The 15231-nt window shown below is 59.9% G+C and carries 14 protein-coding genes; 7 read left to right on the top strand and 7 right to left on the bottom strand.

Going from position 1 to position 15231, the window contains the following annotated elements; translation table 11 throughout:
• The first annotated feature begins 125 nt into the window (after positions 1–125).
• The 4 genes from BLU48_RS25000 to BLU48_RS25015 are packed head-to-tail and all read left to right on the top strand — an operon-like array spanning position 126 to position 4030.
• Positions 126–1052: a DUF72 domain-containing protein gene (locus BLU48_RS25000; RefSeq protein WP_057025362.1), complete on the top strand. Its 927-nt coding sequence runs from the start codon at positions 126–128 to the stop codon at positions 1050–1052.
• On the top strand, positions 1049–1825 hold the full coding sequence (locus BLU48_RS25005) for an endonuclease/exonuclease/phosphatase family protein (RefSeq protein ID WP_057025361.1): 777 nt from the start codon (positions 1049–1051) through the stop codon (positions 1823–1825). Before BLU48_RS25000 ends, BLU48_RS25005 begins: the two co-directional genes overlap by 4 nt.
• Entirely contained in the window at positions 1822–3084 is a 1263-nt protein-coding gene (clsB, locus tag BLU48_RS25010; protein ID WP_057025360.1) for a cardiolipin synthase ClsB, read from the top strand. Before BLU48_RS25005 ends, clsB begins: the two co-directional genes overlap by 4 nt.
• Positions 3074–4030, top strand: a complete 957-nt coding sequence (locus BLU48_RS25015) for a lysylphosphatidylglycerol synthase domain-containing protein (RefSeq protein WP_057025359.1) — start codon at positions 3074–3076, stop codon at positions 4028–4030. Before clsB ends, BLU48_RS25015 begins: the two co-directional genes overlap by 11 nt.
• Before the next feature lie 4 nt (positions 4031–4034).
• Here the strand turns inward: BLU48_RS25015 and BLU48_RS25020 are convergent, their stop codons facing one another.
• The 3 genes from BLU48_RS25020 to BLU48_RS25030 all read right to left on the bottom strand — a co-directional run bounded on the left by BLU48_RS25020 (position 4035) and on the right by BLU48_RS25030 (position 7033).
• The gene (locus BLU48_RS25020) at positions 4035–4790 is read right to left on the bottom strand and encodes an alpha/beta hydrolase family protein (RefSeq protein ID WP_057025358.1); all 756 of its coding nucleotides are present in this window, start codon (positions 4788–4790) and stop codon (positions 4035–4037) included.
• Complete coding sequence (locus BLU48_RS25025; RefSeq protein WP_057025357.1) at positions 4780–5889, bottom strand: DUF3182 family protein; 1110 nt, start codon at positions 5887–5889, stop codon at positions 4780–4782. The genes BLU48_RS25020 and BLU48_RS25025 overlap by 11 nt, the downstream gene beginning before the upstream one ends.
• Before the next feature lie 172 nt (positions 5890–6061).
• Entirely contained in the window at positions 6062–7033 is a 972-nt protein-coding gene (locus tag BLU48_RS25030; RefSeq protein ID WP_057025356.1) for a GlxA family transcriptional regulator, read from the bottom strand.
• 96 nt (positions 7034–7129) lie between these two features.
• Here BLU48_RS25030 and BLU48_RS25035 point away from each other — a divergent pair, with 96 nt between their 5' ends.
• Positions 7130–7693: a cysteine hydrolase family protein gene (locus tag BLU48_RS25035; protein ID WP_057025355.1), complete on the top strand. Its 564-nt coding sequence runs from the start codon at positions 7130–7132 to the stop codon at positions 7691–7693.
• Positions 7694–7714: 21 nt separating this feature from the next.
• Here the strand turns inward: BLU48_RS25035 and tam are convergent, their stop codons facing one another.
• A complete protein-coding gene (gene tam, locus BLU48_RS25040) occupies positions 7715–8476 on the bottom strand; it encodes a trans-aconitate 2-methyltransferase (protein ID WP_057025354.1) in 762 nt (253 codons plus the stop codon).
• 277 nt (positions 8477–8753) lie between these two features.
• Here tam and BLU48_RS25045 point away from each other — a divergent pair, with 277 nt between their 5' ends.
• Positions 8754–9578, top strand: a complete 825-nt coding sequence (locus BLU48_RS25045) for an alpha/beta fold hydrolase (protein ID WP_046069762.1) — start codon at positions 8754–8756, stop codon at positions 9576–9578.
• A gap of 74 nt (positions 9579–9652) precedes the next feature.
• Here the strand turns inward: BLU48_RS25045 and BLU48_RS25050 are convergent, their stop codons facing one another.
• Both BLU48_RS25050 and BLU48_RS25055 read right to left on the bottom strand, forming a co-directional pair.
• Positions 9653–10168, bottom strand: a complete 516-nt coding sequence (locus tag BLU48_RS25050) for a single-stranded DNA-binding protein (RefSeq protein WP_043050064.1) — start codon at positions 10166–10168, stop codon at positions 9653–9655.
• 9 nt (positions 10169–10177) lie between these two features.
• Positions 10178–11572: an MFS transporter gene (locus tag BLU48_RS25055; RefSeq protein WP_056846331.1), complete on the bottom strand. Its 1395-nt coding sequence runs from the start codon at positions 11570–11572 to the stop codon at positions 10178–10180.
• 178 nt (positions 11573–11750) lie between these two features.
• On the opposite strand from BLU48_RS25055, the gene uvrA reads away from it, so the two are divergent.
• A complete protein-coding gene (gene uvrA, locus BLU48_RS25060; RefSeq protein ID WP_057025353.1) occupies positions 11751–14585 on the top strand; it encodes an excinuclease ABC subunit UvrA in 2835 nt (944 codons plus the stop codon).
• Between the two features lie 65 nt (positions 14586–14650).
• Here uvrA and bfr read toward each other — a convergent pair whose 3' ends face one another.
• Positions 14651–15115 (bottom strand): bacterioferritin, encoded by a 465-nt coding sequence (gene bfr / locus BLU48_RS25065; RefSeq protein WP_003176400.1) that lies wholly within the window; start codon positions 15113–15115, stop codon positions 14651–14653.
• Positions 15116–15231: the final 116 nt, after the last annotated feature.

Here is a 15231-nt window from a genome sequence, read left to right on the forward strand (position 1 = left end):
GGAGGGACTTGCCCCCTCCCACATTTGGTACCCCGTACCGTCTGTAGGAATGTGGAAACTTTCAGGCAAATATCGCAGTCATCCCATAACGGAGGTCAATCCACCCATCATTTACGGGAGCAAGCATGACGGCGATTCATATCGGCATTTCCGGCTGGCGCTACACGCCCTGGCGCGGGGACTTCTACCCCGAGGGGCTGACCCAGAAACGCGAGCTGCAGTTTGCGTCACGTGCCGTCAACAGCATCGAAATCAACGGCTCGTTCTACGCGCTGCAAACCCCCAAGCGCTATGCCGAATGGTATGCCGATACGCCTGAGGGCTTCGTGTTCAGTGTCAAGGCGCCGCGCTATATCACCCATATCCTGCGCCTGCGGGAGGTGCACAAGCCGATGGCGAATTTCTTTGCCTCCGGGGTATTGGAGCTGAAGGAAAAACTCGGCCCTATCCTTTGGCAGTTCCCGCCCAGCTTCAAGTTCGACGCCGCGCTGTTCGAAACCTTCCTAGCCGAACTCCCCACCGACACCTATCAGGCCGCCGCCCTCGCCCGCCAACATGAGTCGCGCATGAACGGCAAGGCCAGCATGAAAGCCTATGCCAAGAAGCCGTTGCGCCACGCGGTGGAGATTCGCCACAAGAGTTTTGCGGTGCCGGAATTTGTGCAGATGCTGGACAAGCACGGCGTCGCTCTGGTGGTTGCGGACACCGCCGGCAAGTGGCCGTATATCGAAGACGTCACCGCCAACTTCATGTACTTGCGCTTGCACGGCGACAAGCAGTTGTATGCCAGCGGCTATAGCGCCGAAGCGCTCAAGCGCTGGGGCGATCGCATCGAGCGCTGGGCCCATGGCAAGCAACCTGCGGACGCGCACCTCGTCGCTCCCCAGCATAAGCCTCGCGCCCGTAAACGGCGCGACGTGTTCTGTTTTTTCGACAACGACATCAAGGTTCGCGCGCCCTTCGATGCACGCCAATTGCTGCAGCGTTTCGAACTGGACAAGCACCTGGCCACCGAGCCCGGCAAGTTGCCGGAACCCGGAGTATTGCCATGACCCAGCCCGAATTGATCCCGATCACACCGACCACCGCCATCACCCGCTTCACCGTGCTGACGGTCAATATTCATAAGGGCTTCACGGCCCTGAATCGGCGCTTCATCTTGCCCGAGCTGCGCGAGGCAGTGCGCAGCGTGGGCGCCGACATGGTGTTCCTGCAGGAAATCCACGGCACCCACGAACGTCATCCCCAGCGCTATAGCGACTGGCCGAAAATGCCGCAATACGAATTCCTCGCCGACAGCATCTGGCCGCAGTTTGCCTATGGTCGCAATGCGGTCTACCCCCATGGCGACCATGGCAATGCACTGCTGTCGAAATTCCAGATCATCCGCTACGACAACCTCGATATTTCCCAAAGCGGCCACGAAAACCGTGGCCTGCTGCATTGCGTGCTGCGCTTGCCGGGTGGCGAGCGCGAGATACATGCGATCTGCATCCACCTGGGCTTGCGCGAGGTACATCGCCAGCAGCAATTGCGTTTGCTGGAGCAGCGCATCCTCGAGATCCCGGCCGATGCGCCGTTGGTGGTCGCCGGCGATTTCAACGACTGGCGCCAAAAGGCCGACCTGAGCCAAAGCGGCCTCCATGAGGTGTTTGTCCATGCCCATGGCAAGCCGGCGCGCACCTTCCCGGCGCGCCTGCCATTGCTGCCTCTGGATCGCATCTATGTGCGCAACCTGACGATCCATAATCCTCGCGTGCTCACCACGCGGCCCTGGTCTCACCTGTCGGATCATGTGCCCCTGTCGGTGGAGATTGAGCTATGAACGTTGCGCTAGAGCATATCGCCACCGACCAGCCGCCGGACGACAGCAAAGCTCGCGACCTGGATTACGGCTGGCAGAGCGGCAACCGTGTGGAGTTGCTGGAGAATGGCGAGGCGTACTTTCCCGCCGTGTTCGACGCCTTGCGCGGCGCCCAGCGCGAAATCCTGTTGGAGACCTTCATCCTGTTTGAGGACAAGGTTGGCCATGAGCTGCAAGGCATCCTTATCGAAGCGGCGCAGCGCGGGGTGAAAGTAGTGGTGAGCCTCGATGGATTTGGTTGTGGCGAACTGAGCCCGGCCTTTCTTGGCGAATTGGCCGAAGCCGGGGTTGCGGTGCAGATGTTTGACCCAGCCTCCAAGACCCTGGGCATTCGCACCAACTGGTTCCGCCGCCTGCACCGCAAGATTGTGGTAGTCGACGCCAACGTGGCGTTTATCGGCGGGATCAATTTTTCCGCCGACCACTTGGCGGACTTCGGCCCCGAGGCCAAGCAGGATTACTCAGTACAGGTGATCGGCCCTGCGGTGGCTGACCTGCACCACTTTGCCCTGGCCCAAAGTGGTCGCCAGGTGCGCACCCGTCGTGGCTGGCGACGGCGTCAGCAGCGGCCTTCGCCCTGGACCAACGAGCAAGGTGACGGCTTGGTGCGCCTGATTTATCGCGACAATATCCAGCATCGCGACGACATCGAAGAGGCGTATATCCACGCCCTGAGCCAAGCCCGCCAGCGAGTAGTGATCGCCAACGCCTACTTCTTCCCTGGTTATCGCCTGCTGCGCGAGATTCGTAACGCGGCGCGCCGTGGCGTGCATGTGCAATTGATCATGCAGGGCCAGCCCGATGTGCTGCTGGCCAAGCTGGCGGCGCGCATGCTCTACGACTATTTGCTCAAGGATGGCGTGGTGATTCACGAGTATTGCCAACGCCCGTTGCACGGCAAGGTTGCGCTGGTGGACGACGAATGGAGCACCGTGGGCTCCAGCAACCTCGACCCACTGAGCCTCGCGCTGAACCTGGAAGCCAATGTGCTGATTCGTGACCGGGCATTCAATCAGCAGTTGTACGAACGCCTGGAGGCACTTGCCAGGAATCATTGCCAGACCATGCCTGCCAAGCGCAAGCCGCGCCTGTGGCTGTGGCGCCTGACCGTGGGCTTTTTGGTGTTCCATGTGATGCGCCACTTCCCTGCGCTGACCGGCTGGTTACCGGCGCACAAGCCGCGCTTGAAACCTTTTGAGAGTAGGCCCCATGACGCCTGAAACCAGCGGTTCGCGGTTCAAGCGCTGGAAGAAACCGCTGACGATTGCGTTCTTCCTGCTGCTGATCGTGCTGTTCACCCTGCTCGCCCGGCGTATCGACTGGAGCGAAGTGTTCCAGACCCTGGGCGACTTCAAGCTGCGCACGTTGCTAATCGCCGGCACCCTGACCTTATGCAGTTTTATCGTCTATGCCTGTTTCGATCTGATCGGCCGCACCTACATTCGCCAGCCGTTGCGCTGGAAACAGATCCTGCCGGTGGGCATCATCAGTTACGCGTTCAACCTCAACCTCAGCGCCTGGGTAGGCGGCATCGCCATGCGCTATCGGTTGTACTCCCGACTGGGAGTGAGCACCAGCAATATCGCCAAGATCCTCGGCCTGAGCCTGGCCACCAATTGGTTTGGCTATATGGCACTGGCCGGGGTGGTGTTCAGCAGCGGACTGGTCACCATGCCGCCCGGCTGGAAGCTCAGCACTGGCGCTTTGCAAGGTGTCGGCGTGCTGTTGGTAATCGCAAGCCTTGGGTATCTGGCGGCGTGCCGGTTTTCAAAAAAACGCGCATGGTCGATCCGTGGCATCGAGATCAACCTGCCGTCGCTGCGCATGGCCTGCCTGCAACTGGCCCTGGGCGCCTTGAACTGGTCGCTGATGGCAGCGGTGATCTTTACCTTGCTGCCGGCCAAGCTGGATTACCCGCTGGTGTTGGGGGTGCTGCTGATCAGCGCAATTGCTGGAGTGGTCACCCATATACCTGCCGGGCTTGGGGTGTTGGAGGCCGTGTTCATTGGCCTGCTGCAACATGAAGCGTCACGAGGGAGTTTGTTGGCAGGGCTGATCGCATATCGGGCGATTTATTTCATCTGCCCGCTGTTGATTGCGTTGGTGATGTACCTGGGCGTGGAAGCCAAGGCCAAGGCCCTGCGAGTGAAGAAAACACCCGCTTAGCGCGTCAGCGGGATTGAATGATGCTTAACCGCTCGCCCACCACCATCTCGGTAATCCAGTCCACCAGGATCGAGGTGTAGGCCTGTTGCGACACCGGGTCACTCAGGGAATGGTCGGCACCATCGATGATGCGGTGGGTCAGGGAGTGAGTCTGCTGGCAGGCCGCACGATAGCTCATGATGGTGGCGTGGGGCACATGATCGTCGGTTTCCGATTCGACGATCAGCACATCGCCAGTAAATTGTGCGCAGGCATGCAGGGCACGGTTGGTCTCGGCATGCACGAGGGTGCCGCGGTAATCCATCAAGTCGGCTTTATCCAGGTCGCGCTTGGGCTTGAGCCATTCCTGGTCGCGGTACAGTGCGGGCACCCGCAGCGCCAGCCAACGCACTGGGCGTAACGAGGTGAGGATGGCCGCCAGGTAGCCGCCATAGCTGGTGCCAACCACCGCCACCGCCGAGGTGTCGATAGCCGGGTGAGACAGCAGGCGGTCGTAGGCCGCTATCAGGTCGCGCAGGTTGTCTTCACGGGTAACGCGGGATAACGGAATGCCGGTGCCGGCGTGGCCGCGCAAGTCGAAGGTCAGGCATACGCAGCCCAGCCCGGCAATGCCTTTGGCTCGCTCCAGGTCGCGCTCCTGGCTGCCGCCCCAACCGTGCACGAACAACACGCCGGGCACTTTGGATTTTGGACTGAGGAATGTTCCGCTCATCTGTTCGTCGTCTATATCGATGGTGATGCTCTCGCTTTTAGCCGTCATAAGGTTTGACCGTCACGTATTTGAGAAGAAATTCGCTGTTTTCGGCCGGGCCTCGGTATACCTCGATGGCATCCGCCGGCAGCGCTTGATCCACGTAGGTTTCCACCGAGGACACACGAATGGCCTTGAGGCCTGGGTTGTTGATAAAGCTCTGCAGCGCCGCGACCTCCGCGCTGCTTGCCCCACCCATGCGCCAGGATTGTTCGAGTACACCACTGCGGCGCTGCCCATCGCTGTCCAGGCCTTGGGCAATGTCGTAGTTGCGCCGCGAGGCGTAGAAGCCTGGGTAGGCTTCGTCGGCAGCGTTGTCGAACACCCGAGCCTGCTCGATGGCTTCACGCACATCCTCTGGCAAGTCCAGGTTGAGCAGGTCTTCGTAGTAACCGCGCACGACCAAGAGGTTGGAGCCGCCGTAAACCTCTTCGCCCTGCCCGTCCTGGGTCAGGTACTGCTCGCCGCAGTAGCTGAATACGTGAGCGCCGATAAAGCTCTGGCCCACACTGTGGGTGACTACGTCGTGCAGGTCCTGTTCCAGCACCACGCCCTCGCTGAACATCTTGCTCGCTTCTGGACGTGCCAAGACCGCGTCGAATTCATCGAGGCTGTGGATAACTTCCTGGCCACGTCCTGCGCAGGCATGCACGGGCTTGAGGCGAATAGGTCCGCTGTAGAGCAGACGAGTAGCGGCGGGCCTGGCGTTCTCGAGGCTGAACACAGTCAAGCCATCCAACACGACGTCGCGCACTCGCTCGCAGAACAGCGGCGACCAACCTTCAGGCGCTTTTGCCTCAGGGCCCAGCAGGCCATGGCTGATGGCTTTGGTGCAGATAAAATCGTGGTCGACATAACCGCCCCACAAGTCTTCGGGCCCTTTGATATTAAGCTGATGCGCTTGAGCGGGCCCAACCAGCGTTTGCGTGGGCAAAAGATACAGTTCACGCCCGGCGTGCAAATCGGGATCGTAACTGCCACCGAATTTGAGTCCGAGTATCTGCGCCAGCCAGCGGGCCAAGGCGCGGTTGGTTTCAACTTCATGCTGCGGCGCGCCCTCTCGCGTGGAGTGTGCGACCACCAGTTTCTTGCGATTCGTTGGGGTCATGCGTTCCCCTTGGTTATCCCGCCCTTATGTGTAGCACAAAGGCTGCATGGATCAGGCCAACGCGCGGCTGGCAGGGATAGTCTTTAAATCAATCAGTTGCGCCGAAAGTGATGGCCGTTAGCCTGTCTTATTCTGCACGACCTGCGTTACACCACACGGCGTTCTGCACGATTCAAACACCAAACCGGTTGCGGTAATCGCTGGGGGCCAGGCCGGTAATCTTCTTGAAGATCGCACGAAAGGCGCTGGGATCCTGATAGCCCACGGTCCAGGCGATGTGGTCGATCGTGCCGTTGGTGAACTCCAGCATCTGTCGCGCCTTGCCTACCCGCAGATGCTGGCAGTATTCGGTGGGTTTCAACCCGGTCGCAGTGCGAAACCGTCGCAGGAACGTGCGCTCCTCAAGGTTCGCCTCCCGTGCCATTGCCGCCACGCCGACATCCACCGCGCCACTGGCTTGCAACCAATGCTGGACTTTGAGGATTGCGCTGTCGCCATGCCTGAGAATCGGCGCAAAGTTACTGCCGCACTGGCTGGCGCTGTCGCGGTGTTCGATCACCAGAAACCGCGCCGTGTCGGCCGCGATGCTGGGGCCCATCAGCCGGTCGACCAGGCGCAGGCCCAGCTCGGACCAGGCCATCAGCCCAGCGGTGGTGATCAGGTCGCCGTCATCGACAATGGGTTTATCCGCTTCCAGGCGCACCGCCGGGTAACGGGCCGCGAAGGTTTTCGCGGATGACCAGTGGGTGGTGGCGCTGCGCCCGTCCAAAAGCCCGCTGCGCGCCAGCATGATCGAGCCGATGCACACGCCGCCAAGCACCGTACCGGCGGCATGCTGCTGGCGGATCCACTCCAGCAGCGCGGGCGGCGCCTGATCTTCGGTGAATTCACCAATCGACGGGGGCACCAGCACGGCCATCATCGATTGGTCCGGACCTGGGTGGCTGTCAAACCCGCGCGCAGGCGTACCGTGGGCATCCACCTGCCAGTGGCTGACCCGCAACAGCGGAAGTTGCCCGGTTCGATGCTCGGCGGCGATGCGATTAGCCACCCCGAACAGGTCCGTCAGGCCATGCACCGCCGCCAGTTGCGCGCCCTGGTAGATCAACACCCCCAGCTCGACGGTCCCGCGTTCCACGGTCATTGTCAGTTTTCCCCCTGTTATTGTCGGTGCAGCCAATCCTCGGCCTGATCGCCAGCTAAGATACTAGGCCCATCAACCCATCACGAGGCGATACACATGGCCAAGCAGGCGCTCATCCTAATCGATATCCAGAACGACTACTTCCCACAAGGCAAGTGGCCCCTCGACGGCGTGGAAGCCGCGGCGGACAAGGCGGCGCAAGTGCTACAGGCGTTTCGCCAGGCCGGCGATGCAGTGATTCATGTGCGGCATGAATTCGAAGGCGACGACGCACCGTTCTTTACACCGGGCTCCGAAGGCGCGCATTTGCATGCCAAGGTGTTGAACGAGGGCGATGAACCGGTCGTGCTCAAGCACTTTGTGAATGCGTTTCGCCAAACCAACCTACGCACCTTGTTGGAACAGCGCAGCATCACCGATGTGGTGGTAGTCGGCAGCATGAGCCATATGTGCGTGGATGCCGTGGTGCGGGCGGCGGCGGACCTGGGCTACAAAGTCACGGTGATCCATGACGCGTGTGCCACTCGCGATCAGGAGTTCAACGGGCAGGTCATCCCAGCGGCTCAAGTACAAGGCGCATACATGGCAGCCCTGGCCTTCGGCTATGCGGGCGTGGTGTCAACGGATGAATTCTTGAAGGCGCAAGCGGCGGCCGCGTGACCGCCACCCGGATCGATGGCTCTAGCGTGTAGCAATGATGAACAGCCGCGGGAACGGCAGCAATACAGTGCCATCGGCCAGGGCCGGATAGGCCTGGGTGATTCGCGCCTTGTACGCCTGCAGGAAAGCGGTTTTTTCTTCACTGCTCAACGGCGCGAGAAAGGGCCGCAATGCCGATGCCTTGAACCACTCCACTACCGCCGCGTGATCCGCCAGCGGGTGCTGATAAGTGGTGCGCCACACATCTACGGCACTGCAATGCTTACTCAGCAGTTCGTAGTAGTAGCTGGCGGTGTGCCGCTCATTGTGTTTGACCGCGCCGATCTTCGCGGACCATGGGCCGTCGGCCGCGACTTCGCGGGCCAGCCGGTGAGCAGGCTCGTCAAGGTTATCCGGTGTTTGCACCGCCAGCGTACCGCCTGGGTTCAGTTGGTTGATCAAGTGCGGGTAGAGCGTGGCGTGGTCGGGCAGCCATTGCAGCGAGGCATTGGCCAGGATCACATCGAAACTCTGTGCCGGACTCCAGGCACCGATATCTGCCAGCTCGAAGTTCAGCGCCGGCAGGCGCTTGCGGGCGTCAGCCAACATGTCATCGGAGCTGTCCATGCCGATCACCTGCGCCTCCGGGAAGCGTTTGGCCAGCACTTCAGTGGAGTTGCCCGGGCCGCACCCCAAGTCAACGGCTGTGCGCACGTCAGCAGTGGGAATGGCCGCGACCAGATCACGGACGGGGCGAGTGCGTTGCTGTTCGAACAGCGTGTATTGCTTGGCAGACCAAGTCATCGCAATTTTCCTTGTTCTAGAGATGAACGACAGCCTAAAACTTGAGAGCCATGAGAACAAATAGCCGAATTGATCGCCACCCCTGTTAAAAGCCTGTCCGTGAGCGGAAAACTCGGCGCTGTCGCCACACGCCTCGCCTGTACAGACTAGAATTATTATCGACCCAAACAGGTTGAGTCTTCTTAGGGTCATCAACTTAACGCCAGCGTAGTGTCCACGGACGATTTTTCTGGCCTCCATCAGCCAAAAATTATCCACACGTCAATGGAGCTGAGCCATGGCCTATTTGAAAACCCGCGAAGGTAACGACCTTTACTACAAGGACTGGGGCAGTGGTCAGCCCGTTGTGTTTTGCCACGGCTGGCCGCTGAACAGCGACAGTTGGGAGTCTCAAATGCTGCACTTCGCCAACCATGGTTTTCGTGCCATTGCGCATGACCGCCGCGGGCATGGCCGATCAAGCCAACCGTGGGCCGGCAATGACATGGATCACTACGCAGATGACTTGGCGCAACTGATCGAGCACTTGGATCTGACCGCCGTGATTCTCTTCGGCTTCTCCACCGGGGGCGGGGAAGTGGCACGCTATATCGCACGGCACGGCACTGCACGCGTGGCCAAGGCAGGGTTGATCTGCGCCGTGACGCCCCTGATGTTAAAAACCCCCAGTAATCCGCAGGGGACGCCGATAGATGTTTTCGACGGCCTGCGCGCCGACTCCATTGCCAACCGTTCGCAGCTCTATCTTGACCTCGCAAGCGGACCATTCTTCGGATTCAACCGAACAGGGGTCGAGCCGTCGCCAGGCTTGATCAATTCGTTCTGGATGCAAGGCGTAATGGGAGGGCACAAAAATACGTTTGACAGTATCGAGGCTTTTTCGGAAACCGACTTCAGGGATGATCTGAAGTACTTCAACATCCCCACGCTGATCATCCATGGAGGCGACGATCAAATTGTACCGATCCAAGCTTCGGCCCTGGAGAGCAAGCGCTTGATCCCACACGCCCAACTGCTGGTATACACAGGCGCCCCTCATGGGTTGACCGACACGCACAAGGAGCGAGCCAATCAAGATATGTTGCGCTTTGCGCAATTGTAGTCGGCAGCAGTACACAAAAAAAACGCGCGGCCTTAGGCAGCGCGTTCTTTTGCAGCGAGTCGCTTTTATGTAGGTTAGAACGGAATATCGTCATCAAAACTGTCGAAATCCTGGGCCGGTTGCGGCGCAGCCTGTTGTGGCGCTGGGCGCGATTCACGCTGTGGCTGCTGGGCTGGCTGCGGACGCGACTGCTGTGGACGCGGTGCCGAGTTGGACATGCCGCCCTGGCCCTGTTGGTCGCCCTGTGGACGGCCGCCCAGCAGTTGCATGGTGCCTTGCATGTCGACCACGATTTCGGTGGTGTAGCGCTTGATACCGTCTTTTTCCCACTCGCGGGTTTGCAGCTTGCCTTCGATGTATACCTGCGAACCTTTGCGCAGGTACTCACCGGCGATCTCCGCAACCTTGCCGAACATCGACACGCGGTGCCATTCGGTCTTCTCGACTTTCTGGCCGGTCTGCTTGTCGGTCCACTGCTCGCTGGTCGCCAGACTCAGGTTGGTCACGGCGTTACCGTTAGGCAAGTAGCGAACTTCGGGATCCTGGCCGCACGTACCGACCAATATGACTTTGTTAACCCCACGGGCCATAACGTTCTCCTAAGCTGGGCGCGCTGTCGGCACTGGGTTGACCAGTTGCTCGAGCGTCGCGCGATCCAATAATTCGGTATCTAGTTTGATGTAGATGGCGGCTTCTTCAGCGACAACCACGGCATCGGTAACCCCGGTGACGGTCTTCAGGCGCTCGGCCAGGCCTGCTTCGCGCATCGCGTCGGGCGATAACGGCAAGCGCAGACTCGTCACATAGGGAGGTTCGCGCATGGTAACAGCAAAGGCCAGCCAAAGTGCAGCCAGCCCGGCGCATCCCAGGAAAACAACCGACAAACCGCCATGCTGGAACATCCAGCCACCCATGATGCCGCCCAGTGCGGAACCCAGGAACTGGCTGGTGGAATACACCCCCATCGCCGTGCCCTTGCCGCCGGCCGGTGAAACTTTACTGATCAGCGAAGGCAATGAAGCCTCCAGCAGGTTGAACGCGGTGAAAAATACCACCGTGCCGGTGACCAGCGCCCGCAGGCTGTCGCCGAACTGCCAGAAGAATAGCTCAGTGAGCATCAGCGTCGCGACGGCGCCGAGCAGAACTCGTTTCATTTTGCGTTTTTTCTCGCCATAGATGATGAACGGGATCATGGCGAAGAACGAAATCAGCAGCGCGGTAAGGTACACCCACCAATGCTGTTCTTTGGGCAGGCCGGCTTTTTGCACCAGGGCCAGGGGCAAGGCGACGAAGCTGCACATCAACATGGCGTGCAACACAAAGATACCCAAATCCAGGCGCAGCAGGTCTGGGTGTTTGAGCGTGGGCAGCAACGCCTGGCGGGCGACACCGGATTCACGATGGGCCAGCGTGCCAGTAGAGCGCGGCACCATAAAGGCCACTATCACGATACCGAACAATGCCATGCCACCGGTGGCCAGGAACAACCCGTGCAAGCCAAACGCACGGGTCAGCAAAGGGCCGACCACCATGGCCACGGCAAACGACAGGCCGATGGTCATGCCGATCATGGCCATGGCCTTGGTGCGGTGCTGTTCACGGGTCAGGTCCGACAGCAAGGCCATGACCGCAGCGGAAATCGCGCCCGCACCCTGCAGGATGCGCCCGGCGATCACGCCCCAGATCGAATCGGACTGGGCCGCGAGCACGCTGCCCAAGGCGAACACGATCAACCCGAGATAAATCACCGGGCGACGGCCAATGCGGTCGGAAATGATCCCGAACGGAATCTGGAAAATCGCCTGGGTCAGGCCATAGGCGCCAATCGCCAGGCCGATCAAAGCGGGGGTCGCGCCTGCGAGATCCATTCCATAGGTCGCCAGTACCGGCAACACCATAAACATGCCCAGCATACGGAAGGCGAACACCAGGGCCAGACCGCTTGCCGCTCGGGTCTCGCCGCTACTCATGCGTTCGCTGTGGGGATCGTGCATGGAAAAACCTCGTGTGAACCGGCGGCGATTCTACCAGTCCCATCGATTGAGAGGGTATATGCGGCGCTTTGCCGCGCAGCTTTCATGTAAGGCTGCAAGCGGCCTTTTGACAGTGTATATTCATCCAGTCTTTAGCCGTATACTCCGGCATTATTTACGCCCGCCGTGCGAGGCCATCTTGGACAAGATCCTGATTCGTGGGGCTAGAACCCACAACCTGAAGAACATCGACCTGACCCTGCCCCGGGACAAACTGATCGTCATCACCGGTTTGTCCGGCTCCGGCAAGTCGTCCCTGGCGTTCGACACGCTGTATGCCGAAGGTCAGCGTCGTTATGTGGAATCGCTGTCGGCCTATGCCCGGCAGTTCCTGTCGATGATGGAAAAGCCCGACGTCGACACCATCGAAGGGCTGTCGCCGGCGATCTCCATCGAGCAGAAGTCGACCTCCCACAACCCACGTTCCACCGTGGGCACCATTACCGAGATCTACGACTACCTGCGCCTGCTGTACGCGCGGGTTGGTATTCCGCGTTGCCCGGACCACGACATTCCTCTGGAAGCCCAGACCGTCAGCCAGATGGTCGACCTGGTGCTGGCCCAGCCGGAAGGCGCCAAGCTGATGCTGCTGGCGCCCGTTATCCGCGAGCGCAAAGGCGAACACCTTTCGGTCTTCGAAGAGCTGCGGGCCCAAGGCTTCGTACGCGCACGCATCAACGGCAAGCTGTATGAGCTGGATGAAGCGCCGAAGCTCGACAAGCAGAAAAAGCATTCGATCGATGTGGTGGTCGACCGTTTCAAGGTGCGCGCCGACTTGCAGCAGCGGTTGGCGGAATCCTTCGAGACCGCGCTGAAGCTGGCCGATGGCATTGCCCTGGTGGCCCCCATGGATGACGAGCCGGGCGAAGAGATCATCTTCTCCGCGCGCTTCGCCTGCCCGATCTGTGGCCATGCCATCAGCGAGCTGGAACCCAAGCTGTTTTCCTTCAACAACCCGGCCGGCGCCTGCCCGACGTGCGATGGCCTGGGCGTGAAGCAGTTTTTCGATATCAAGCGCCTGGTCAATGGCGACCTGACCCTGGCCGAGGGGGCGATACGTGGCTGGGACAGGCGTAACGTCTACTATTTCCAGATGCTGGGGTCATTGGCTTCCCACTACAAGTTCAGCCTGGAAGTGCCGTTCAACCAACTGCCGGCAGACCAGCAGAAGGTCATCCTCAATGGCAGCGGTTCGCAGAATGTCGACTTCAAATACCTGAACGACCGCGGCGATATCGTCAAGCGCTCGCACCCGTTCGAAGGCATCGTGCCGAACCTGGAGCGCCGCTACCGCGAAACCGAATCGGCGAGCGTGCGTGAAGAACTGGCTAAATTCCTCAGCACCCAGCCTTGCCCGGATTGCCGGGGCACGCGCCTGCGCCGTGAAGCACGACATGTGTGGGTAGGCGAGAAAACCCTGCCGGCGGTGACCAACCTGCCGATTGGCGATGCATGCGAATACTTTGGTGTGCTTAAGCTGACCGGGCGTCGCGGGGAGATTGCCGACAAAATCCTCAAGGAGATTCGCGAGCGGTTGCAGTTCCTGGTCAACGTCGGCCTGGACTACCTGTCGCTGGATCGCAGCGCCGATACCTTGTCGGGTGGTGAAGCACAGCGGATCCGCTTGGCCAGCCAGATTGGTGCGGGCCTGGTAGGCGTTCTGTATATCCTCGATGAGCCGTCGATTGGATTGCACCAGCGGGATAACGATCGCCTGCTGGGTACGCTGAAACACCTGCGGGATATCGGCAACACCGTGATTGTGGTCGAGCACGACGAAGACGCTATCCGCCTGGCAGATTATGTGGTCGATATCGGCCCGGGTGCTGGCGTGCATGGTGGACATATCGTTGCCGAGGGTACGCCTGCCGAAGTAATGGCCCACCCCGACTCGTTGACCGGCAAGTATTTGTCTGGCCGGGTGAAGATCGAAGTACCTGCCAAGCGTACTCCGCGTAACAAGAAAATGGCGCTGCATCTCAAAGGCGCGCGCGGGAACAACCTGCGCAATGTCGACCTGGAGATTCCGCTGGGCCTGCTGACCTGCGTGACCGGTGTTTCCGGCTCGGGCAAGTCGACGCTGATCAACAACACGTTGTTCCCATTGAGTGCCACCGCCCTGAACGGCGCGACCACCCTGGAAGCGGCTGCCCATGACAGCATCAAGGGCCTGGAACACCTGGACAAGGTGGTCGATATTGACCAGAGTCCGATCGGCCGCACACCGCGCTCCAACCCGGCGACCTACACCGGATTGTTTACGCCAATTCGCGAGCTGTTTGCTGGCGTTCCAGAATCCCGCTCGCGGGGATATGGGCCTGGCCGGTTCTCGTTCAACGTCAAGGGCGGGCGCTGTGAAGCATGCCAGGGCGACGGCCTGATCAAGGTAGAGATGCACTTCCTGCCGGACATCTACGTACCGTGCGACGTGTGCAAGAGCAAGCGCTACAACCGCGAAACCCTGGAGATCAAGTACAAGGGCAAAAGCATCCACGAAACCCTCGAGATGACCATCGAGGAAGCCCGGGTATTCTTCGACGCGGTACCGGCACTGGCGCGTAAGCTGCAGACGTTGATGGATGTAGGCCTGTCGTATATCAAGCTGGGGCAATCGGCGACCACCTTATCGGGGGGCGAGGCGCAGCGGGTCAAGTTGTCTCGCGAGCTGTCCAAGCGAGATACCGGCAAGACCCTGTACATCCTCGATGAGCCGACCACCGGCCTGCACTTCGCGGATATCCAGCAATTGCTTGACGTACTGCACCGCCTTCGCGACCACGGCAATACCGTGGTGGTGATCGAGCACAACCTCGATGTAATCAAGACCGCTGACTGGTTGGTGGACCTGGGGCCGGAAGGTGGCTCCAAGGGCGGCCAGATCATCGCCGTGGGCACACCGGAGCAAGTCTCCGAGATGTCGCAGTCACACACGGGTTATTACTTGAAGCCGTTGTTGGCGCGCGACCGGGCCTGATTTTCAGGTCCCAATGAAAAGCCCCTGTCACGTTGCGGTGACAGGGGCTTTTTTGTAGCCGGAAGTTAGAACTGCGATTGCAGGTAATTCTCCAGGCCAATCAACTTGATCAGGCCCAACTGCTTTTCCAGCCAATAGGTGTGATCTTCTTCGGTGTCATTCAACTGGACACGCAGTATTTCCCGGGTGACATAGTCGTTGTGCTGCTCACACAGCTCGATGCCCTTGCACAGGGCCGCACGGACCTTGTATTCGAGGCGCAGGTCGGCAGCGAGCATGTCAGGCACCGTTGTGCCCACATCCAGGTCATCGGGACGCATGCGTGGCGTGCCTTCGAGCATCAGGATACGGCGCATCAGCGCGTCAGCATGCTGTGCCTCTTCTTCCATCTCATGGTTGATACGTTCGTAAAGCTCGGTAAAGCCCCAGTCTTCGTACATACGCGAGTGGATGAAATATTGGTCACGAGCTGCCAGTTCGCCCGTCAGCAACGTGTTGAGGTAATCGATTACGTCGGGGTGACCTTGCATCGCCCTACATCTCCCTACTTGAAAGGCTGTAGTTTGAACCATGATGACTTTAAGGTCACGGGATCAACGGCAGAAAAGTGAAGATTTCCGGAGAAAAGTAGCTGAAATAACGCAAA

This window comes from Pseudomonas synxantha (assembly GCF_900105675.1).
In the GTDB taxonomy this organism is placed as follows: Bacteria; Pseudomonadota; Gammaproteobacteria; order Pseudomonadales; family Pseudomonadaceae; genus Aquipseudomonas; species Aquipseudomonas synxantha.

Coding starts and splice junctions, on each gene's coding strand:
- BLU48_RS25000 (WP_057025362.1), top strand. CDS start 126: ATGACGGCGATTCATATCGGCATTTCCGGCTGGCGCTACACGCCCTGG.
- BLU48_RS25005 (WP_057025361.1), top strand. CDS start 1,049: ATGACCCAGCCCGAATTGATCCCGATCACACCGACCACCGCCATCACC.
- clsB (WP_057025360.1), top strand. CDS start 1,822: ATGAACGTTGCGCTAGAGCATATCGCCACCGACCAGCCGCCGGACGAC.
- BLU48_RS25015 (WP_057025359.1), top strand. CDS start 3,074: ATGACGCCTGAAACCAGCGGTTCGCGGTTCAAGCGCTGGAAGAAACCG.
- BLU48_RS25020 (WP_057025358.1), bottom strand. CDS start 4,790: ATGACGGCTAAAAGCGAGAGCATCACCATCGATATAGACGACGAACAG.
- BLU48_RS25025 (WP_057025357.1), bottom strand. CDS start 5,889: ATGACCCCAACGAATCGCAAGAAACTGGTGGTCGCACACTCCACGCGA.
- BLU48_RS25030 (WP_057025356.1), bottom strand. CDS start 7,033: ATGACCGTGGAACGCGGGACCGTCGAGCTGGGGGTGTTGATCTACCAG.
- BLU48_RS25035 (WP_057025355.1), top strand. CDS start 7,130: ATGGCCAAGCAGGCGCTCATCCTAATCGATATCCAGAACGACTACTTC.
- tam (WP_057025354.1), bottom strand. CDS start 8,476: ATGACTTGGTCTGCCAAGCAATACACGCTGTTCGAACAGCAACGCACT.
- BLU48_RS25045 (WP_046069762.1), top strand. CDS start 8,754: ATGGCCTATTTGAAAACCCGCGAAGGTAACGACCTTTACTACAAGGAC.
- BLU48_RS25050 (WP_043050064.1), bottom strand. CDS start 10,168: ATGGCCCGTGGGGTTAACAAAGTCATATTGGTCGGTACGTGCGGCCAG.
- BLU48_RS25055 (WP_056846331.1), bottom strand. CDS start 11,572: ATGCACGATCCCCACAGCGAACGCATGAGTAGCGGCGAGACCCGAGCG.
- bfr (WP_003176400.1), bottom strand. CDS start 15,115: ATGCAAGGTCACCCCGACGTAATCGATTACCTCAACACGTTGCTGACG.